Below are 15,398 nucleotides of genomic sequence, written 5' to 3'. Positions count from 1 at the left end.
TTCTGCGCGGCGCGGCCTATCGCGATCACGCGCAGGCCTGGCTCATCGGGCGCTTTGTGGCCCAGGGCTATCACCAACCAAGCGACTACCCGACAGCGCCCAAGCTGATCGATTTCGCGCCGCGCGCCTCTGGCGTCGAGGGCGAGATCGCGGCGATCCGGCGCGCGGTGCAGGTGGCGCACGACACGAAAAAGGCGGGGCAAAAGCATGGCAGTTGAAATCGGCGCGCTGCGCGCCCTCCTGAGCCTGGACAGCGCCGCATTCGAGCGCGGCGCCAAGCGGGCACAATCGAGCATGAACGGGCTGCAACGTTCGATGAAAGCCGCGGCCGACAAGATGGGCAGCATTGGCCGCAAAATGACAACGCGCGTGACTTTGCCAATTGTCGGGATCGCCGGCGCGGCGGTCAAAAGCTCGATGGCGACGATTGATGCGCAAAGCAAGATGGCGCAGAGCCTCGGCGCCTCGACGGCGGCGGTGCAGGTGCTTGCACGTGCAGCGGATCGCGCCGGCCTTTCGCAGGGCGAGCTCGAGCAAGTTTCGCGCCAGCTCACAAAGCGGCTTTCCCAGGTGGCCGCCACGGGCAAAGGCCCGGCGGCCGATGCCCTGAAACGGTTGGGGATCCGCGCCGATGATCTGGCGAAAATGGACCTCGACCAAAAGATCGCCACGATCAATAAGGCGATTTCCGAAACCGTGCCCGAGGCGGAACAGGCGGCGGTTTCGATGGCTCTTTTCGGTTCGCGCGCGGGCCTGGTGGCCGGGCGCCTGGACGCCGCGACAATCGAAGCGGCGCGCCTCGAGATGGAAAAGTTCGGGGTTGTCGTGTCCGAGGTGGACGCGGACGCCATCGAAACCGCAAATGATGCGATCTCGGGCCTGGGCCTGGTGGCGCGCGGCCTGGGCAACCAGTTGGCGGTTGCACTGGCGCCGGCGCTCAACCGCATTGCTGAAACCCTGGCGCAATGGGCGGCGCGGTTTTCTGCACTTGACCCCCGCATGAAAGCGATCATCGCCGGGGCCGCGGCCCTGGCGGCGGCGGTGGGGCCGCTTGCTATTGGGCTGGGTTTTGTTGCGGCGGGCCTGGCCTCGCTGGCGTCGCCAATCGGCCTTGTTATCCTCGGCCTGGCGGCGGTGGCCGCGGCGGCCGGTTACGTTGTAGCAAATTGGGACGGTATCAAGCGCGATTATCCCGCCACCGCGCAGGCGCTCGAAAAGGTGGGTGCCGCGGGCCAGAAAATCGGCGCAGGGATGGCAGATGCGGCGCGGCGCAATTTTGCGGCCGGCGAATTGGCTTTGCGCGCGGGGCTCGAGACTTACCGCGCGCTGATCGAGGGCGATTTTTCGGCCGTCATGGGCGGCCTCAAGCAGGTGGTTGAAGCCGCCACGCAAAGCGCGATCTCGGCGCTCGACCTGTTTACTCTAGGCGGTGCCACCTCTGTGATCACCGCGATCTCGGGGATCAAGGCAAAATTCACTGAGGCTTTCCCGGGTTTCACAAAGCTGGGCAGTGATCTGGTCACCAAGATCAAGTCAGGGATCGCCGCGCAAGGTGCGGTGCTGACGCGCGCCGGCATGGATATTGGAATTTACATTTCCACCGGCGTTCAGGCCATGGTCGGGGATGCGGTCAGATACGTGAAGGGCATTGGCCCTAAGATCGTGGCGGCCATTGGTGAAATGGCCGCCTCGATCATCGCCGCGGCCAAGCAGCTCGGGACCGACTTGGTGGAGGGGATCAGGCTCGGGATCGCGGAAAAGATCGAGGCGGCGAAAGCCTCGATCCGGGGCGCCTTCACCGGGCTGATCGGGGTCGCGAAAGAGACGGTTGACAGTCATTCGCCCTCGCGGGTGTTCATGCAGATCGGCCGCGACCTGATGAACGGCGCGCGCATCGGGATCAGCCAGAAAGCCGGCGAGGCTGCGGCGGCGGCGCGCACCGCCGGGGAAATGGCGACGGCGGCGATGGATCAGGCCGTCGAGGCCGCCGGGCCGTCGCAGCTCGAGGGCTATGTCGGGCAAATCTCCGACGCGATGGCGCAAGCAATCCTGGAGGGCAAAAATATGGGCGCAGCTTTGCGCGGGGTGTTCAGGCAGATCGCAAATGATCTGATCGCATCCGGTATTCGAAACCTGATTGGCGGCTTGTTTGGCGGTCTTTTGGGCGGCGGCGGCGGCGGTGGCCTTTTTGGCGGCTTCAAAGGGTTCTTCGCCAAGGGGGGCACGCTCGGCGCCGGGGAGTGGGGGATTGCCGGCGAAGCTGGCCCGGAAGCTGTCGTGGGGCCGGCGCGGATCATCCCGCACGGCAAGATGCAAGGCGCGAGCCAGGGCGTAGACGTGCGGGTTTCGGTGGATGATGACGGCCGGCTTGTGGCCTACGTTGCCCGTCAGGCGCAGGCCGCGGTCGGTCGCGCCGCGCCTGGCATCGTTTCCGAGGCGGTGCGCGCCACCTATGCCACCGCCCGCGAGGAGCCAATCGGATGACGAATGTCTACGCGTGGCCGCCGGTGGGGGCGGTTGCTCATGAGTGGACGCGCATTGATCCGGTCGAGCAATCGCGCAGCCTGATCACCGGCCGAGATCTACGCAGCGCCACGCAGCGCGCGCGCAAGCTGGCAACCGTGACCGTGGGCGGCGTGGATGTAAGCGAGGCCGGGGCCGGCTACATGGAAATCCTCAAGCGATTGCTTGCGGGGCAGCACGCTGTGCGGCTCTACTCGTGGCAGATCAACCGCGAAAGCATCGGCGCCGATGACTACCGGCAATCGCAAGCGGTTTCCTGGGAGGATGCCGGCGGTGCCGTGACCTGGGAGGATGCCGGCGGTGCCGTAATCTGGATCACCGGCAGGTATATCGAGGGGACTACCGGAACCGATGGGCTCGGCTTTGACACAGTTTCGGTCACCGGCGCGCCGCCGGGCGTGATCATCGCCCGGCCCGGGGAGTTTTTGACGGTGCACGACACAGGCGAAACTGTGCAGATCGTCGCCATGGCGACCACGGATGCTGTCGGCGCCGCAACGATCAGGACATTCGGACCATTGACCCCGGCCACGGCCGCGCGCGTGAGCATCGGCACGCGAGACACAGCGGTTTTTTTCCCGATAGAGTACCCGCGCGCCATGGTCCCGGTTTCTGGTCAGTGGTTCTACACTTGGAAGTTTCGCGAGGTGTTCGAAGACGAGGTTTCCGGCAGCTTTAACGAGATTGACCCATGGTGAGCCGCAACGTTGACAGCGCCCTGCTGGCCGAGATCAGCAAGCCGTTCTTTTTCCCGGTCTTTCTGGTCTTTGTCGATTGGCCGAGTGATCCGGTTTACGCGCATTCCGGCGTGGGCGACATTTCCTTTGACGGCCAGACATGGGCGGGCGTCGCGGGGTATGCAAGCATCGCGCTTCCGGCGGAACAGCGTGGGACAGCGGCGGATACGGCGGCATTCTCGCTGGTGGGTGTGCCCGATGATCTGGCATCGCTTGTCACCGAGGACGCGCGAGACATCGATTGCGCGGTCTGGTTCGGCGCTGTCACGCAACGGGCCGGGACTGCGTTGATAGGCACGCCGCAGGAAATCTTTCGAGGGCGCGGCGACCAGATGCGCGAAAGCATCGCCGCCTCTGACCTTGGCCGCACGCGTTCATTGCGGCTTGGCGCGACAACGGGGCCGTCACAGCGTCTGCGAAGCGGATTGTTCCATACCTCTGAGCAGCACCAGCGCAGCCATCCGGGCGACACCCTGCTGCGCCATGCGGCGGGGGTCGAGGCGGCTTTCGTGCTGGGCGTGGAAAATCAGGAAAGCTGATGCGGGACATTGCGGATATTTACGCCCGCCCCTTCGGGTGGGGCGTTTCTGATTGTTGCACGGCGGCCTGTGACGCCTTCGAACGGTGGCATGGCATCGACCCGATGCGCTCTCTGCGCGGAGCCTGTTCCGACCTCCCCGGCGCTTTGCGGCTGGTCAGGTCCGGCGGCGGGTTGTTGCAGGTCGCGCGGGATTGCGCGGCGCGGGCCGGTTTGGTCGAGGGCGCGGGCGATCTGGGCGAGTTTGGCGTCGTGACCATGCCCGAGGGCCGCCATCATCGCGGTTTCGGCGCGGCTCTTGGCGTGCGGTTTTCGCGCGGCTGGTGGGTCAAAACCGAGGGCGGCGTTCTGATCCTGCCGCCCGCGTCTGTCGTGGAGTCGTGGAATGCGTAGTGCAGCGGTGATTTCCCTGCTGGCGCTGGCCGTCTGGCCAAGCGTTGCGGATGCTGGCGGGATTGCAATTCAGGTCGCCATGTGGGCCTCGGCGGCGGGCCTTGGAGGTGTGGCCGCGAACGTGCTTGGCGTGCTGGCGGCGGGGGCTGTGATCGCGTTTGGCGCGTCGGCGTTGCGGATCCCGACAGCCAGCCAGTCTCGGCAAAGGCAAGTCTTGAAACAGCCGACCAGCCAGCCGGAAATCCGCTATGCCTATGGCCGCACGATGGCCTCGGGCACGCCGCTGCGCTTCTATCGCGGGACGGTAGAGCCGAACAAAAAGGTGGTCTACGGCTGCGTAATCCTGTCGTCGCGCCCGTCCGAGGGCGGGGATCTGGAAATCTTCGTGGACAGCCGCCCGGTTACGCTGCCCGCAGAGATCGGCAACACCTTCGGCCTCGGCGGTGGTGGCGATCCGGTCTACACGCAGGGCGATCCCTTCGATTTCGACAGCGACGGATACAGCATCAAGCCCAAGGATTTCAGTAGCTTCCTGACCGATGATTTCCTGCGTGTCTGGATCGGTCTGGGCGACCAGACGAAACCGCCGCAGCGGATCCTCGACGAGGCCGAGGGGTATTTCACAGAAAACGACGCCGGGACCGGGCTGACGGTTCTCTGGTATCGCTGGAACACCGGCGGCGGCGGCACCGATGGGCTGGAAAAGCGTCCGAACCGCTGGCCCAATTATCCCCGCTCACCCGCCTTTGACGTGGTGATGGATTATAGCAGGGTCTGGGATCCGCGGGACGGGGCGCAGGACAAGGACGATCCGGCCACATGGTCCTTTAGCAGGAACCAAGCGCTTTGCTTGCTGGACGCTATCCGGCAGAACCCGGCGCAGCCATGGCCCGACACGCAGATCATCCTGAGCCTTTTTGAGGATGCCGCCAACGTTGCCGACGAGGCCATTGATCTGCTGAACGGCGGAGCCGAAGCGCGCTACGAGGTTTCCGGCGTGATCAATTGGTCCGAAAGCGAGCTTTACAGCCAGTTGCGCCCCTTGGAGCGGGCCGGGGCAGGGAGGCTGTTCTACGCGGGCGGCAAGATCGGCTATTACCCCGGCGAGTACACAGCGCCGGGCTATACGCTGAGCGACGTTCTGGACGACAGCCCTATCGAGTTTACGACCATGCAGCGCGGGCGGGACATTCCCCGGCGGCTGGTGGCATCCTACACCCGCCCGCAGCGGCTTTGGGAGACGGCGGAACTGCCATCGGTTGCGGTCCGCGATGGCGCGGGCGAGGAGCGCGCGCTCGACCTGGGCATGGTCACCAGCGCGTCGCAGGCGCGGCGTATCCAGTTGATCGAGGCGCGCCGCTTGGAGGCGCAGAAAATGCTGTCCTGCACCGCGCCGCCCTCGGCCTTTGACCTGCTGCCCGGCAGCACGCTCACGGTTGACCTCGACGGATTGGCGCACATGGGTGGGGTGTATCGCGTGACCAGCGCGGACCCCGGACTGTGGCTGTCCGGGGCGGGCGGGGGTGACGGCAGCGGCGTGGCGATGCGCGTCCCGATCTCTGCCAGCGAGGAGGTTTCGACCTTTTATGACTGGGACGAAACCACGGACGAATTGGAAATTGTCGATCCGCTTGAGCCGCTGGAAGACGTGGTTCTGAGCCTCGGCGCCAGCACTGGCGAAGTGGACGCGGACGGGGACGTGCCGCCCGACGCGGAATATACGCAGATCCGCCTGTACCGCGCGTCTGCTGGCGCGGGCTTTGCCTCGGCGCAGCCAGTGGGCGCGGCGCAAACCGTCAGCGCGGGCGGCATCTTTTCGCTGACCTTCGCGGGCGTGCCAACGGGGGCGGCGGATTTTTACCTCGTGCCCTGGTCGGCTGACAGTCTCGGCCCGCCTGACGGGCCGCACGCACTTACCGTAGTTTAAGGAATACAAAGCATGGCGGATCCAGAGATCACGCTTACCGGACAGGTGGCGAATTTTGACCAGTTGCAGGCGATCCTCGCGCGGATCGGCCCGATTGCGGTCACGGCGACAGGCTCGGGGGATGAAATCACCGCAACCTCCGGGCGGTCCTACAACAGCGGCGCGCTAGAGGCCGTGTTCCGAATGATCGTGGCCGCGGCGAACACCGGCCCGGTGTCCCTTGCGCTGGACGGCACCGCCGCATTGCCGCTGATCTCGAACACCGGCGATGCGCTGGCGGGTGGTGATCTGGTTGTCGGGTCTGCGCTCGATTTCGTGTTTGACGGCACGCAATACCGGGTTGTCAATCATCTGCCGGGGACGGTTGCGGCCGCTGAAAGCGCCCGCGACAGCGCTCTTTCTGCGCAGACCGGGGCTGAAACGGCGCAGGGGTCGGCGGAGACCGCGCAGACCGCCGCAGAGACGGCCCGTGCGGCCTCTGAGGCGGCGCAGTCGCAATCCGAACTGGCGGCCATCGCCGCGGGCAGGCCGATCTTTTCCAACGTTTCTGCGGGTGAGGCGGCCTCTTCGGAGAACGATGTTTTTCTCGTGTCTTCGACACCGGGAATGCAGGTCTACCTGATGGGGGCCGCGACGGCCTCGCGCACCGGTTGGCTGGGCGAGATCCTTTATGACAGCCTATTGCTGGCCCTGGCGGCCTCTGACGGCGGGTTTGACGAGGGGACGCGGGTCAGATCCCGCGCGGAGGATACCGTTTTGACCGTGGCGGCGGCCGAGGCAACGGATCATCACCTGACCAATGCGGCCGGCGTAAAATTCTACCTCGATCAGAGCCTTTCCGATGTAACCCTGTCGAACCCTGTGCACTTGCGCCAGAACGCGGCACTTGCCCGGCTGGGCGACGTGGTGTTCAAACAGGCGGACGGCGCGGAGCTGGGCGAGCTGATCCGCGTGACCCTGAGCAATGGGGCCGATGCGCGCGCGGCCGCTGTCGATCTGCGTGTTGACGGCAACCGGTCGAACAATACCGCCGATGTGACCGGCATCGTGCTGAACCAGGTGAAGCGCGACCAGAGCCTTTTGCACCTCGGGGCGTCCGACTGTCATGTCGGCGTCGAGATCACCAATCAGGTCGAGTATATCACTGCTTTTGTGCAGGCCGATGGCTGCGACACGGGGCTGTTGATCCGGCCCAATGGCGCGACCACGCCGGACGAGCTGCTGCTGTTCATGAACGCGCACAACTGCACAACCTTCTTCACCTGTGAGGGGGCCAGCAAAATGTCCGGGGCCGTGACATTCGCCTGCGAGCAGAGCGACGGGACCGCCGTGAAGATCCGGCAGGGCTGGTGGGACCTGTCCGGTATCGTGCGCGGTTGTGCGACCGCAGAGGCGGGCGTGGGGTTGCTGATCGAGAAAGACCCCGCCTCGGCTGTCAGCCCCTACGTTTCCGGCACCCTGCGGATCGCGGGCGGCAGCGACACGTTTTGCGAATGGGCCGCCGACATTCAGGACGGGACGCTGGAGAACCTTCAGCTGAACTGCATTTCCAGTTACGCCTCGGGCGTCAGGATCGACGGTGGCGTGAGCGGATCGGCGTGCATTGCCTTGCAGACCGCGCCGGCCAGCGGCGTTGGGCTTGAGCTGGGTGAAACGGCACAGTTGAACGGTTTTCACCTGCTGCCCGGGTCGCGGATCAGCGGCGGGGTCAATGTCACCAACTGCGCCAGCTGCGTTCTGGAGTTTTCGCATCTGGTTGGCACCATCACCATCGGGTCGGGCAGCTTTGACAACACGCTGTACATCCCGAGGCGGCAAGGCGAGATCGTGACCTTCGTCAACAACCGCACCCAGCAAGACAACAAGATCATCTTCCGTGGCGCCTATACGCTGGCCGAAATGAACGACCTGAATGGTGGCGCACCGTTCAAGGGCATGGAAGTCGAGCAATGCCAGGACTATGGCGGCGCCCGGGCCTATTTCAACGGCGAGGTCTGGGTGCCGTCACATGGCCTGCTGGCGACGGGGACCGTGACGATCACCAGCGGCAACACCAACGCCAGCGAGGCGCATGGGCTGCCCTATGATCCGGGCAACGGCGCGTTGACGATTTTCCCGGAGGGCACCTGGGGCAGCGCCACGAAATGGTGGGCGAATGTGACCGCAACGAATGTCGTCGCGCTGGTGGATGTGGACCCCGGCGCGGATGTGACGTTCCGCTGGACCCTGCGGGATCTGTGACCGATGGACTGGATCGCCCTGATCGACATGCTGGGGGGTGGCCTGAACGCGGTGGTGATCGTGGCGCTGGCCGTGGCCTGGTGGATCGAGCGCCGCCGCGTCGATCAGCTGCAAGATGCGCGGTTCAACGATTTCCGCGAAATGATGCAGGTCACGGCGGACGGGTCGCGCACCATGGAAGAGGCCATTCGCGCGCTGGAGCGCGCAGCGGGGGACCGGCGATGATCCGTGACCTGTTCCGCAGGCTGACCCCTGCCAGCACCAAGCGCGCCCGCTTCGACAAGGAAGAAGCGGCGCGGCGCGAGCAGATCGAGGCGGCCAAGGCCGCGATGCGCGACCGGCAGGACCGGTTGCTGCGCCTGACACTGGAACTCAACGACAGGAGGCCGGACGATGTGCGGTGAAATCTGCGCCGCCACGGGCGACTGGATCAGCTTTGCGTCAGGTCTGGCGCTCATGGCCCTGGGTTGCCTGGTCGTGGTGGCCTACCGGCCAAAAGGCAGCCGGAACCGCCCGGAGCGGACGCTGGCGCTGGCCATTTTCCTGGGCTTTCTCGCCCATGGCGGCAACGCCTTCTACTGGCAGGTGCTGGGGCATCCGCTGGTCTATTCGGGGCTTCTGACCATCGAGGGGCAGCGGAACCTGGGCGATTACCTTGACCTGTTTTTCAAGGGCGGCGGGGCCGTGGCCGCCTACCTGCATCTGCGCGCGCTCTGGCTGAGCCTGCCGGCCGGCGAGCGGCACCAGTGGCGCACCCTTGAAATGGCGTTTTACCCGCACCGGATGCTGGCGCTGCGCCGTGGCCTGAAGCAAGACGAGGACTGAGCGATGATTTATCAAGGCAAGGCACGATACCCGGTCCACGAGGCAGTTCTGCACACCTCGGCCACGGCGGCGAATTGGGATCTACGCCTGAGCGATCAAGAAATCCTCGATGCGTTCTGGCGCTGGCACGTGGTTCAGAAGGGCTGGCGCAAGATCGGCTATCACCGGATCATCCGCACCGATGGCCGGCTGCTTTGGGACACCAGCCTGCTGCGCTCGCTGTCCGAGATTGGCGCCCATGTGAAAGAGCGCAACCGGGGGACCATCGGGATCTGCCTGATCCCGCTGCGCGAGGTGCCCTCGGTTCTGCGGCATCGCGCCCGGTTCGAGGATTACTACACCGAGGCGCAGCGCGTGGCCCTGCAAGACTACCTGGCCGAGCTGGGCGAGCTGACCCCGCTGAAATGGGTCACGGGCCACAACGATTACACCGACCACAAGAGCTGTCCGGGCTGGCGCGTCGATCAACGCGACTGGCTGGCCGCGTGACCGGGCGGCTGCGGTTGGTTCTGGCCGGGGCGGCCGGGGCGGTGCTGCTGCTGGTGGCGGTCTATGCGCTTGGCGGGCGTGCCGCCCGGCTGGAGGTCGAACGGGACGCGGCGCGCGGCCGCGTCGAGACGGTGAAGGACGCAACGGAGCTGCATGATGAGACTGACGATCTGGCGCGCGATGGGGATGCTCTGCGCCGTGAGCTGGACCGCCGCCTGTCCCGGCCCGGTCCAGACTGACGCGCTGTTCCGCGACGTGTCGCGCCGGCCGCCCGACGCCCGCCCGGAGACAATTGACGCGCTGGTCGAAGATCCCGATTTCGGCGCATGGGTGATCTACCAGGACCGCGCCTGCGACCGCTGGGGGTGCGTGGAGTAGCGGGTGGGGTGGTGTAGGGTTGGGCAAGAAAATTGCAGACGCGCGGCTGGGTTTTGGAAGTGACGCGTAGGGGGGAACGGGGGGCAGGCTCTTGGTGATCGCGGGGCTGTTAAGGGGGCGAAGGATAGAGTTGGTTGGAGGGGGTCGCTGGCCCTATAGGACCAGCCGGTGAGCCACTATGCCGCCCTACTGAAGGCGGCTCACCCACGAAGGGCCCAATTTTTGCCTCGCGCGCGAAACACAAAGTAGACGGTTGTGTCAAGGTCATGGGATGTGCAATAAAATTTGCGAGGGGTCATCATGTGTCGAAAATCCTGATGAGGTCAGGAGAACGTCGATGAGCGTAGACTGCTAGACAGTCCTAGATACATGGGGCTCCTCTCATTTCCTTGGTTTTCTGTTCCAGATCTGGAAGTCTTTTTTAGATTTTGGGCTGTCTGTGTCGTAACTTTTGAGACCAGATCGCTCAAAGACATAGTTTGCTATTTCAACCTTGGCCGCTCTTGCGCCAGTCTCAAGGTGGCGTTTGTTTTTGTAAGAGGCTACCGCACCAAGAATAATATCGTTCAGTTGAAGCAAGTCCTCCTTCTTGGAGTCCCTCGCTGTTAGAATTCGAACTGGGCCGAACGTAAGCTTGTAGTCTTTGGCCGCGCCTGCGTTTAATATCCGTTGCAGCTTTTCGAGCGGTGTCGTGCTCAAGCGACGGTCAAGGCAAATATACAGTGAAGCTACATCACCGTACCAACCAATAACCTGATGCAATAACATCTGATAGTAAAGCTTGGAGACACCGATGTCGGCGTCTCCATCGTTAAACCTGTTATGATCCCACATATGGTTGTCGAACGTGGTGGCCCTAAAAGAAGCCGCTCCACGCGCCGTAAACTCAAAAAAAAGATCAACGAATGCCCTGTAGGCTTCGATTTTTTGATTGGAAATCTTGCTCCATTTCAGTTCTGCGAACATTGAATGTTCTTCGCGAAGCCTCTGCATCCTATCGTACAGGGACTCCATGAATGCCCTGCGCACAATTGTAGCTCCGACGAGCATGTGCCGATCATTGCTTATCCCACTCTCATCGGCAAAAATGGAGTAGTCTTGAAAAGGGATGCTTGGCTTATAATGGTCGTACATAATGCGAGGAGAGCGCTTTTGGCAGAGAAGAGTCAACCGCGCTTGGGCAATGGCCGGGCTTGTGACCGCTGGGGCGAGTGAGGTTTGGGCTGTAGGCGGATGCTCATGAACTTAGGTTGGATGCGCGGGTTTCTGGGTGAGGGAGGGGTGCTGGTCGCAGAATAATGCTGGCCCCGAAGGGCCAGCGATAGCCTCACACAGCGAAGGGCTTCGGAAGAAGGTAAGGAAGGAACTCAAGAGCTTTCGGGTCCTTTTTTTGGAAGTATCCCTCGGCTTTCTGGGGCACCCAGATCTCAAAGAAGTGTTCTCGAAACGGTGGCAAGAGCTTGTTCGGATAGGCTTTCGGCCAAACTATTCTACCGTCCTCGAAGGTGTGCCGGTAGGTCGGCAACTCGTCAGTGTTTACGCCCATTTCGTCACGAAGGAACTTACAGAACATTCGCCCTTCCGAAATGTCTGGCAGAAGGTTCTCAGGGAGAACATAGCCGCGCGCCTCCATCGGACCAATGAGCCCGATCATCAATTCTTGTAACATGGACCAATGTCCGTACGGGACGTTCTGCAAGTTGGTAGTGTAGCGGCGCAGGTGGTAGCTATAGGCCGGTTGCTGGTTTGTCCCGCTCAGCCAGTCGTAAACCCACTTGCTGACTTTCACTGCAAACTCGGGCGAGAGCCATTGCGCGAGATGAATGGCAACTTGAGGGTGAACCCAAGTGCCCTGTGTATGGGGAGCACCACCTATCACAGACTTTACGAGGACCGATATCGGAATTCCGACATCGTTTTCGAGGGCTGTCAGGAACGCAGTTGTTCCGGCGTTCTCGCGATAGTGCCCCCACGATTTTCCCGCGATTCGGCACATAGCGGTGGCGTTTATGTAGCCGTCCGTCGATCTCTGTTGGACGGGTTCGCCTCGCACCTCGTGCTCGATCAGCTGCATGCTGTATTGGACATTCAGCCGTCTGACAGCTTCTCTTTTCTCCGGGCTTACCGGACCGATGTTACTCATCACAAAGCCTTTCTGCGACAATTTGTGCTGCAGCGCGGCTTGACGGATCTGACACTATTCGTCATATCCGAGGTACAGGGAGCCCCACGCTGCAGGCGTGTATTGAGGTTTCAGCTTGAAGGGGTTGGTGTGGAAGTCGCCCCTTCAAGCTCCTGTGATTCATTTTTTACCAGTTTCGGATTAGTCAGGGCAAGACCTCCACTGTTGGGTGTTTTTTTTCTTGTTTCGTAATGGTTTAGAAATATTGCCGCTTTACTCTTTGCTGATCCGGCCGATGTTTTGCTGATTCACTCCGGTCAGTTCCCTCCGGGCCGCGGATGCAAGGAAGGACGACCTGGTCATCTTGCGCGCTTTGGCTGTTTCGTCGATCGCGCGCAGCAATCCACGTTCCAAGGTGATATTGACGCGCGCCGCGGCCGTGTCGGCGGGGATGTAGGGGACGGGCATCAGCACGGCGCCAGTCGCCAGTTCTTCGGCAACTTCCGGCCTTTGGCGGATCTCTTCCAGCGAAGCTGCCTCGACATCCGGTTGATCTTCAAACCAGAGGTCAAGCGCTTCCGCCGTGACTTGGGGGATCTGGTCCCAAGAGTCAGCGGCGGCAAAGGCGCCGGGGAGGTCGGGGAAGGTCAGGCCGTAGGCGCTGCCTTCGTCTTGGTGAACGATCGCTGTGTAATAGCGCATGATAAGACTCCGAACGTGATGTTGGAGGGGCGATGGACAGACTGATTGGACTGGTTGACCGGGCTAAAGAAGCCCGGCCATTTTGTAGATGCTTCTGACGGTTCCGATTGGCAGGTCTTTCTTCGGGTGCGGGACAATCACGGTCATGTCGTCTTTCCGAAGTTTGTGGTGATCGCCTTTGATCGAGACCACCTCGAAACCTGCGCCTTTTAGAACCTTCAGCAGCTTTCTGGAGTTTGTTTCAAGCTGCATCGCCCCTCCTTTCGTGTGTATATAGATACACCGATTGATGGGTGATGTAAATAGGCTGGTGTAAATAAATACACACTTTCCGAGGCGGTGCGGGCGCTGTTTCGGAAGTCCCGCAGTCAGGGTTGATTGATCGTCCAACCTTGACCGGCTCACCTCAAAAAGGGCCGCTGGGAAGCTGGCGCCGTGCTTTGCGTTTGTGGAAAACCATCGGTGGCGGTCCCCGGTGGTCGGTTTCCACGCGCCGGGTAAGCCATTGATGGCTCGTGCGAGTTTTGGTTTCCGGATAGCCGAAATTTCCCCATGTTTTTAGGATTTTAGGAAGTCCTGCCGGGGTCGCCATATCTGCCATTTCGCTTTGAAAACTGATCGTTTTTCGCCACCGGCTAGGGGCGGCGGCGCAGCATTGCTTTCGTGCGCGGCGAATAGATTGGTCAGGGGAACAGCAGGCTCGGCAACCATGTGACGATGCCGGGAACCAGCATGCAGGTGATCAGCACAGTCAACTGGATCAGCACGAATGGACCGACCGAGCGATAGACCTCGACCATCGAGACATCCCTGGGCGCGACTGCTTTTAGATAGAACAAGGCAAACCCATAGGGCGGCGTCTGGATGGCGATTTGCATGTTCAGGATCATCAGGATACCGAACCAGACCGGATCGAACCCAAGTGAGACCGCGATAGGCGTGTAGATCGGGGCGCAGACGACGACGATGATGAACTCGTCGATGAAAAAGCCCATGATCAACATGCTGACCTGCATCAGGATGATGACCATGATCGGATCGACGCCAAGGTCGCCTGCGAACTCGCGGAACAACCGGCCGCCGCCGCTGAACATGATGTAATTGGTAAAGACGGTTACGCCGATCAGGATCCAGACGATAACGCCGGTCAGGCGCATGGCCTCGACCGACGATTCTTTCAGGACGGAAAAACTGTAGCGGCGATAGATCATCGCAATGCCGATGGCGGCCACGGCCCCAACGGCACCCGCTTCGGTCGGGGTGGCGATGCCGCCCAGGATCGAACCGAGCACGATGATGATCAGGCCGAAGGCCATTGCGCCATCGCGCGCGGCAACCAGTTTTTCCCTCGTGCCGCCGAGGACTTCGCGGGGCAGGGGTGGCCCGGCCTCTGGATTGATCCGACAATAGATGACGACGTAAAGGATGTAGCACGCGATCATCAGAGCCGCCGGCCCAAGGGCTGCGGCGAACATCTGGCCGACCGAGGTCTGTGTGACCGATGCAAAGACGATCATCGGCACGCTGGGCGGTATCAGAATGCCCAGACCTCCACCGGCCATGATCACCCCAAGCGCAAGCCGGCGGTCATAGCCACGGTCGAACATGGGTTTGAGTGCAACCGTTCCGGCCGTCATGATCCCGGCACCGACAATCCCCACCATCGCGCCAATCAGACTGCACACAAGGATGACCGCAATGGCAAGCCCGCCTTTCAGGCGTCCTGCCAATACGTGGCCTGCGTGGAACATTGCTTCGCCCAGGCCGGAGCGCGTCAGGTTCTGGCCCATGAAAACAAACATGGGGATCGACAACAGTAGGAAAGAATCGACGCTGCTCTTGGCGGTCGTGGCCACCAGTTGGAATGCTTGCGGCCCCCAACTGAAATAGGCCAACCCCATGGCCATGCCGCCGAACAACAACCCGATCGGGCCGCCCGAGATCAGTGCCATCAGGCCAAGCCCCAAAAGAATGAGGAGGATTTCTTCGGGACTCATGCCTCAAGCTCCTTGCCAGTCAGCAGCATGACAAGGCTGCGGAGCGTATTCGCGACGGTTTGCAGAAACAGCAGCAGTCCACCAAGCGGGATCAGCGCAAGGAACGGGCCCAGCGGCAGCTGAGGGCGCATCGGGCGTTTCATTCCGAAGGAAAAGGCATCCATTGCGGCCAAGCTGCCGAAGTAGATAACCAGCCCAAGAAAGAACAAGACGACGGCCGCCACAAGAATGTCGACGCAGGCTCGGACACGCGCGGGAAACATGCTGTAGAACAGATCGACGCTGATGTGGGCCTTTTTCCGCATGGCGTCCGCACCTGCAACAAGACCGATCGCGGCGAACATGTATATGGCAGCTTCCTGCGCCCAACTGGTTGGGCTGCGAAAGACGTAGCGGCTGAACACTTCAACAAATAGCACCAGCACCATGAGCGGCAAAAGGAAGGCCACGATCAAACCTGTCTTCGCGCTGATCCAGTCAATTGCTCTGACCAGCCGCTTTACAACTTCCATGAGCCTGCCCCCGG

19 protein-coding genes are annotated in these 15,398 nt (G+C 62.1%); 13 read left to right on the top strand and 6 right to left on the bottom strand.

Annotated features, from left to right (window positions below; all coding sequences use genetic code 11):
* Window positions 1-56 precede the first annotated feature (56 nt).
* The 13 genes from KJP30_RS10055 to KJP30_RS09995 are packed head-to-tail and all read left to right on the top strand — an operon-like array spanning window position 57 to window position 10,051.
* A complete protein-coding gene (locus tag KJP30_RS10055; protein WP_218449003.1) occupies window positions 57-218 on the top strand; it encodes a hypothetical protein in 162 nt (53 codons plus the stop codon).
* Window positions 208-2,484 (top strand): phage tail tape measure protein, encoded by a 2,277-nt coding sequence (locus KJP30_RS10050; protein WP_218449002.1) that lies wholly within the window; start codon window positions 208-210, stop codon window positions 2,482-2,484. The genes KJP30_RS10055 and KJP30_RS10050 overlap by 11 nt, the downstream gene beginning before the upstream one ends.
* Complete coding sequence (locus KJP30_RS10045) at window positions 2,481-3,221, top strand: hypothetical protein (protein WP_218449001.1); 741 nt, start codon at window positions 2,481-2,483, stop codon at window positions 3,219-3,221. Before KJP30_RS10050 ends, KJP30_RS10045 begins: the two co-directional genes overlap by 4 nt.
* Window positions 3,218-3,799 (top strand): hypothetical protein, encoded by a 582-nt coding sequence (locus tag KJP30_RS10040; protein WP_218449000.1) that lies wholly within the window; start codon window positions 3,218-3,220, stop codon window positions 3,797-3,799. Before KJP30_RS10045 ends, KJP30_RS10040 begins: the two co-directional genes overlap by 4 nt.
* Window positions 3,799-4,191: a DUF6950 family protein gene (locus KJP30_RS10035; RefSeq protein ID WP_218448999.1), complete on the top strand. Its 393-nt coding sequence runs from the start codon at window positions 3,799-3,801 to the stop codon at window positions 4,189-4,191. Before KJP30_RS10040 ends, KJP30_RS10035 begins: the two co-directional genes overlap by 1 nt.
* On the top strand, window positions 4,184-6,118 hold the full coding sequence (locus KJP30_RS10030; protein ID WP_218448998.1) for a phage tail protein: 1,935 nt from the start codon (window positions 4,184-4,186) through the stop codon (window positions 6,116-6,118). Before KJP30_RS10035 ends, KJP30_RS10030 begins: the two co-directional genes overlap by 8 nt.
* A gap of 12 nt (window positions 6,119-6,130) precedes the next feature.
* Window positions 6,131-8,359 (top strand): hypothetical protein, encoded by a 2,229-nt coding sequence (locus tag KJP30_RS10025; RefSeq protein WP_218448997.1) that lies wholly within the window; start codon window positions 6,131-6,133, stop codon window positions 8,357-8,359.
* Between the two features lie 3 nt (window positions 8,360-8,362).
* Window positions 8,363-8,584: a hypothetical protein gene (locus tag KJP30_RS10020; protein WP_218448996.1), complete on the top strand. Its 222-nt coding sequence runs from the start codon at window positions 8,363-8,365 to the stop codon at window positions 8,582-8,584.
* A complete protein-coding gene (locus tag KJP30_RS10015) occupies window positions 8,581-8,763 on the top strand; it encodes a hypothetical protein (RefSeq protein WP_218448995.1) in 183 nt (60 codons plus the stop codon). The genes KJP30_RS10020 and KJP30_RS10015 overlap by 4 nt, the downstream gene beginning before the upstream one ends.
* On the top strand, window positions 8,753-9,184 hold the full coding sequence (locus KJP30_RS10010; RefSeq protein ID WP_218448994.1) for a hypothetical protein: 432 nt from the start codon (window positions 8,753-8,755) through the stop codon (window positions 9,182-9,184). The genes KJP30_RS10015 and KJP30_RS10010 overlap by 11 nt, the downstream gene beginning before the upstream one ends.
* A 3-nt stretch (window positions 9,185-9,187) precedes the next feature.
* Window positions 9,188-9,673, top strand: coding sequence for an N-acetylmuramoyl-L-alanine amidase (locus KJP30_RS10005; protein WP_218448993.1), 486 nt, complete (start codon window positions 9,188-9,190; stop codon window positions 9,671-9,673).
* Window positions 9,670-9,912, top strand: a complete 243-nt coding sequence (locus KJP30_RS10000) for a hypothetical protein (RefSeq protein ID WP_218448992.1) — start codon at window positions 9,670-9,672, stop codon at window positions 9,910-9,912. The genes KJP30_RS10005 and KJP30_RS10000 overlap by 4 nt, the downstream gene beginning before the upstream one ends.
* Entirely contained in the window at window positions 9,872-10,051 is a 180-nt protein-coding gene (locus KJP30_RS09995; RefSeq protein WP_218448991.1) for a hypothetical protein, read from the top strand. Before KJP30_RS10000 ends, KJP30_RS09995 begins: the two co-directional genes overlap by 41 nt.
* Before the next feature lie 381 nt (window positions 10,052-10,432).
* Here the strand turns inward: KJP30_RS09995 and KJP30_RS09990 are convergent, their stop codons facing one another.
* The 6 genes from KJP30_RS09990 to KJP30_RS09965 form a co-directional block, all read right to left on the bottom strand.
* Window positions 10,433-11,185: a DUF3800 domain-containing protein gene (locus tag KJP30_RS09990; protein WP_281421414.1), complete on the bottom strand. Its 753-nt coding sequence runs from the start codon at window positions 11,183-11,185 to the stop codon at window positions 10,433-10,435.
* 193 nt (window positions 11,186-11,378) lie between these two features.
* Window positions 11,379-12,194 carry a KilA-N domain-containing protein gene (locus tag KJP30_RS09985; protein WP_218448989.1) on the bottom strand — a complete coding sequence of 272 codons (816 nt, stop codon included), beginning with the start codon at window positions 12,192-12,194 and terminating at the stop codon, window positions 11,379-11,381.
* Window positions 12,195-12,446: 252 nt separating this feature from the next.
* Complete coding sequence (locus KJP30_RS09980) at window positions 12,447-12,875, bottom strand: type II toxin-antitoxin system HicB family antitoxin (RefSeq protein WP_218448988.1); 429 nt, start codon at window positions 12,873-12,875, stop codon at window positions 12,447-12,449.
* A gap of 63 nt (window positions 12,876-12,938) precedes the next feature.
* On the bottom strand, window positions 12,939-13,127 hold the full coding sequence (locus KJP30_RS09975; protein WP_218448987.1) for a type II toxin-antitoxin system HicA family toxin: 189 nt from the start codon (window positions 13,125-13,127) through the stop codon (window positions 12,939-12,941).
* 431 nt (window positions 13,128-13,558) lie between these two features.
* Window positions 13,559-14,872 carry a TRAP transporter large permease gene (locus KJP30_RS09970; RefSeq protein ID WP_218448986.1) on the bottom strand — a complete coding sequence of 438 codons (1,314 nt, stop codon included), beginning with the start codon at window positions 14,870-14,872 and terminating at the stop codon, window positions 13,559-13,561.
* Complete coding sequence (locus KJP30_RS09965; RefSeq protein ID WP_218448985.1) at window positions 14,869-15,384, bottom strand: TRAP transporter small permease subunit; 516 nt, start codon at window positions 15,382-15,384, stop codon at window positions 14,869-14,871. Before KJP30_RS09965 ends, KJP30_RS09970 begins: the two co-directional genes overlap by 4 nt.
* Between the last annotated feature and the right edge of the window lie 14 nt (window positions 15,385-15,398).

It is taken from the genome of Antarctobacter sediminis, from assembly GCF_019218285.1.
In the GTDB taxonomy this organism is placed as follows: Bacteria; Pseudomonadota; Alphaproteobacteria; order Rhodobacterales; family Rhodobacteraceae; genus Antarctobacter; species Antarctobacter sediminis.
Note: the sequence above shows the minus strand (reverse complement) of the source record. Positions and strands in the feature narration are given on the sequence as shown.

Bases quoted from the DNA above. Each gene is read 5' to 3' on its own strand.
- KJP30_RS10005 (WP_218448993.1), top strand. From the start codon at position 9,188: ATGATTTATCAAGGCAAGGCACGATACCCGGTCCACGAGGCAGTTCTG.
- KJP30_RS09975 (WP_218448987.1), bottom strand. From the start codon at position 13,127: ATGCAGCTTGAAACAAACTCCAGAAAGCTGCTGAAGGTTCTAAAAGGC.
- KJP30_RS10020 (WP_218448996.1), top strand. From the start codon at position 8,363: ATGGACTGGATCGCCCTGATCGACATGCTGGGGGGTGGCCTGAACGCG.
- KJP30_RS10045 (WP_218449001.1), top strand. From the start codon at position 2,481: ATGACGAATGTCTACGCGTGGCCGCCGGTGGGGGCGGTTGCTCATGAG.
- KJP30_RS10035 (WP_218448999.1), top strand. From the start codon at position 3,799: ATGCGGGACATTGCGGATATTTACGCCCGCCCCTTCGGGTGGGGCGTT.
- KJP30_RS10050 (WP_218449002.1), top strand. From the start codon at position 208: ATGGCAGTTGAAATCGGCGCGCTGCGCGCCCTCCTGAGCCTGGACAGC.
- KJP30_RS09990 (WP_281421414.1), bottom strand. From the start codon at position 11,185: ATGTACGACCATTATAAGCCAAGCATCCCTTTTCAAGACTACTCCATT.
- KJP30_RS09970 (WP_218448986.1), bottom strand. From the start codon at position 14,872: ATGAGTCCCGAAGAAATCCTCCTCATTCTTTTGGGGCTTGGCCTGATG.
- KJP30_RS10010 (WP_218448994.1), top strand. From the start codon at position 8,753: ATGTGCGGTGAAATCTGCGCCGCCACGGGCGACTGGATCAGCTTTGCG.
- KJP30_RS09985 (WP_218448989.1), bottom strand. From the start codon at position 12,194: ATGAGTAACATCGGTCCGGTAAGCCCGGAGAAAAGAGAAGCTGTCAGA.
- KJP30_RS09965 (WP_218448985.1), bottom strand. From the start codon at position 15,384: ATGGAAGTTGTAAAGCGGCTGGTCAGAGCAATTGACTGGATCAGCGCG.
- KJP30_RS09980 (WP_218448988.1), bottom strand. From the start codon at position 12,875: ATGCGCTATTACACAGCGATCGTTCACCAAGACGAAGGCAGCGCCTAC.
- KJP30_RS10025 (WP_218448997.1), top strand. From the start codon at position 6,131: ATGGCGGATCCAGAGATCACGCTTACCGGACAGGTGGCGAATTTTGAC.
- KJP30_RS10015 (WP_218448995.1), top strand. From the start codon at position 8,581: ATGATCCGTGACCTGTTCCGCAGGCTGACCCCTGCCAGCACCAAGCGC.
- KJP30_RS10030 (WP_218448998.1), top strand. From the start codon at position 4,184: ATGCGTAGTGCAGCGGTGATTTCCCTGCTGGCGCTGGCCGTCTGGCCA.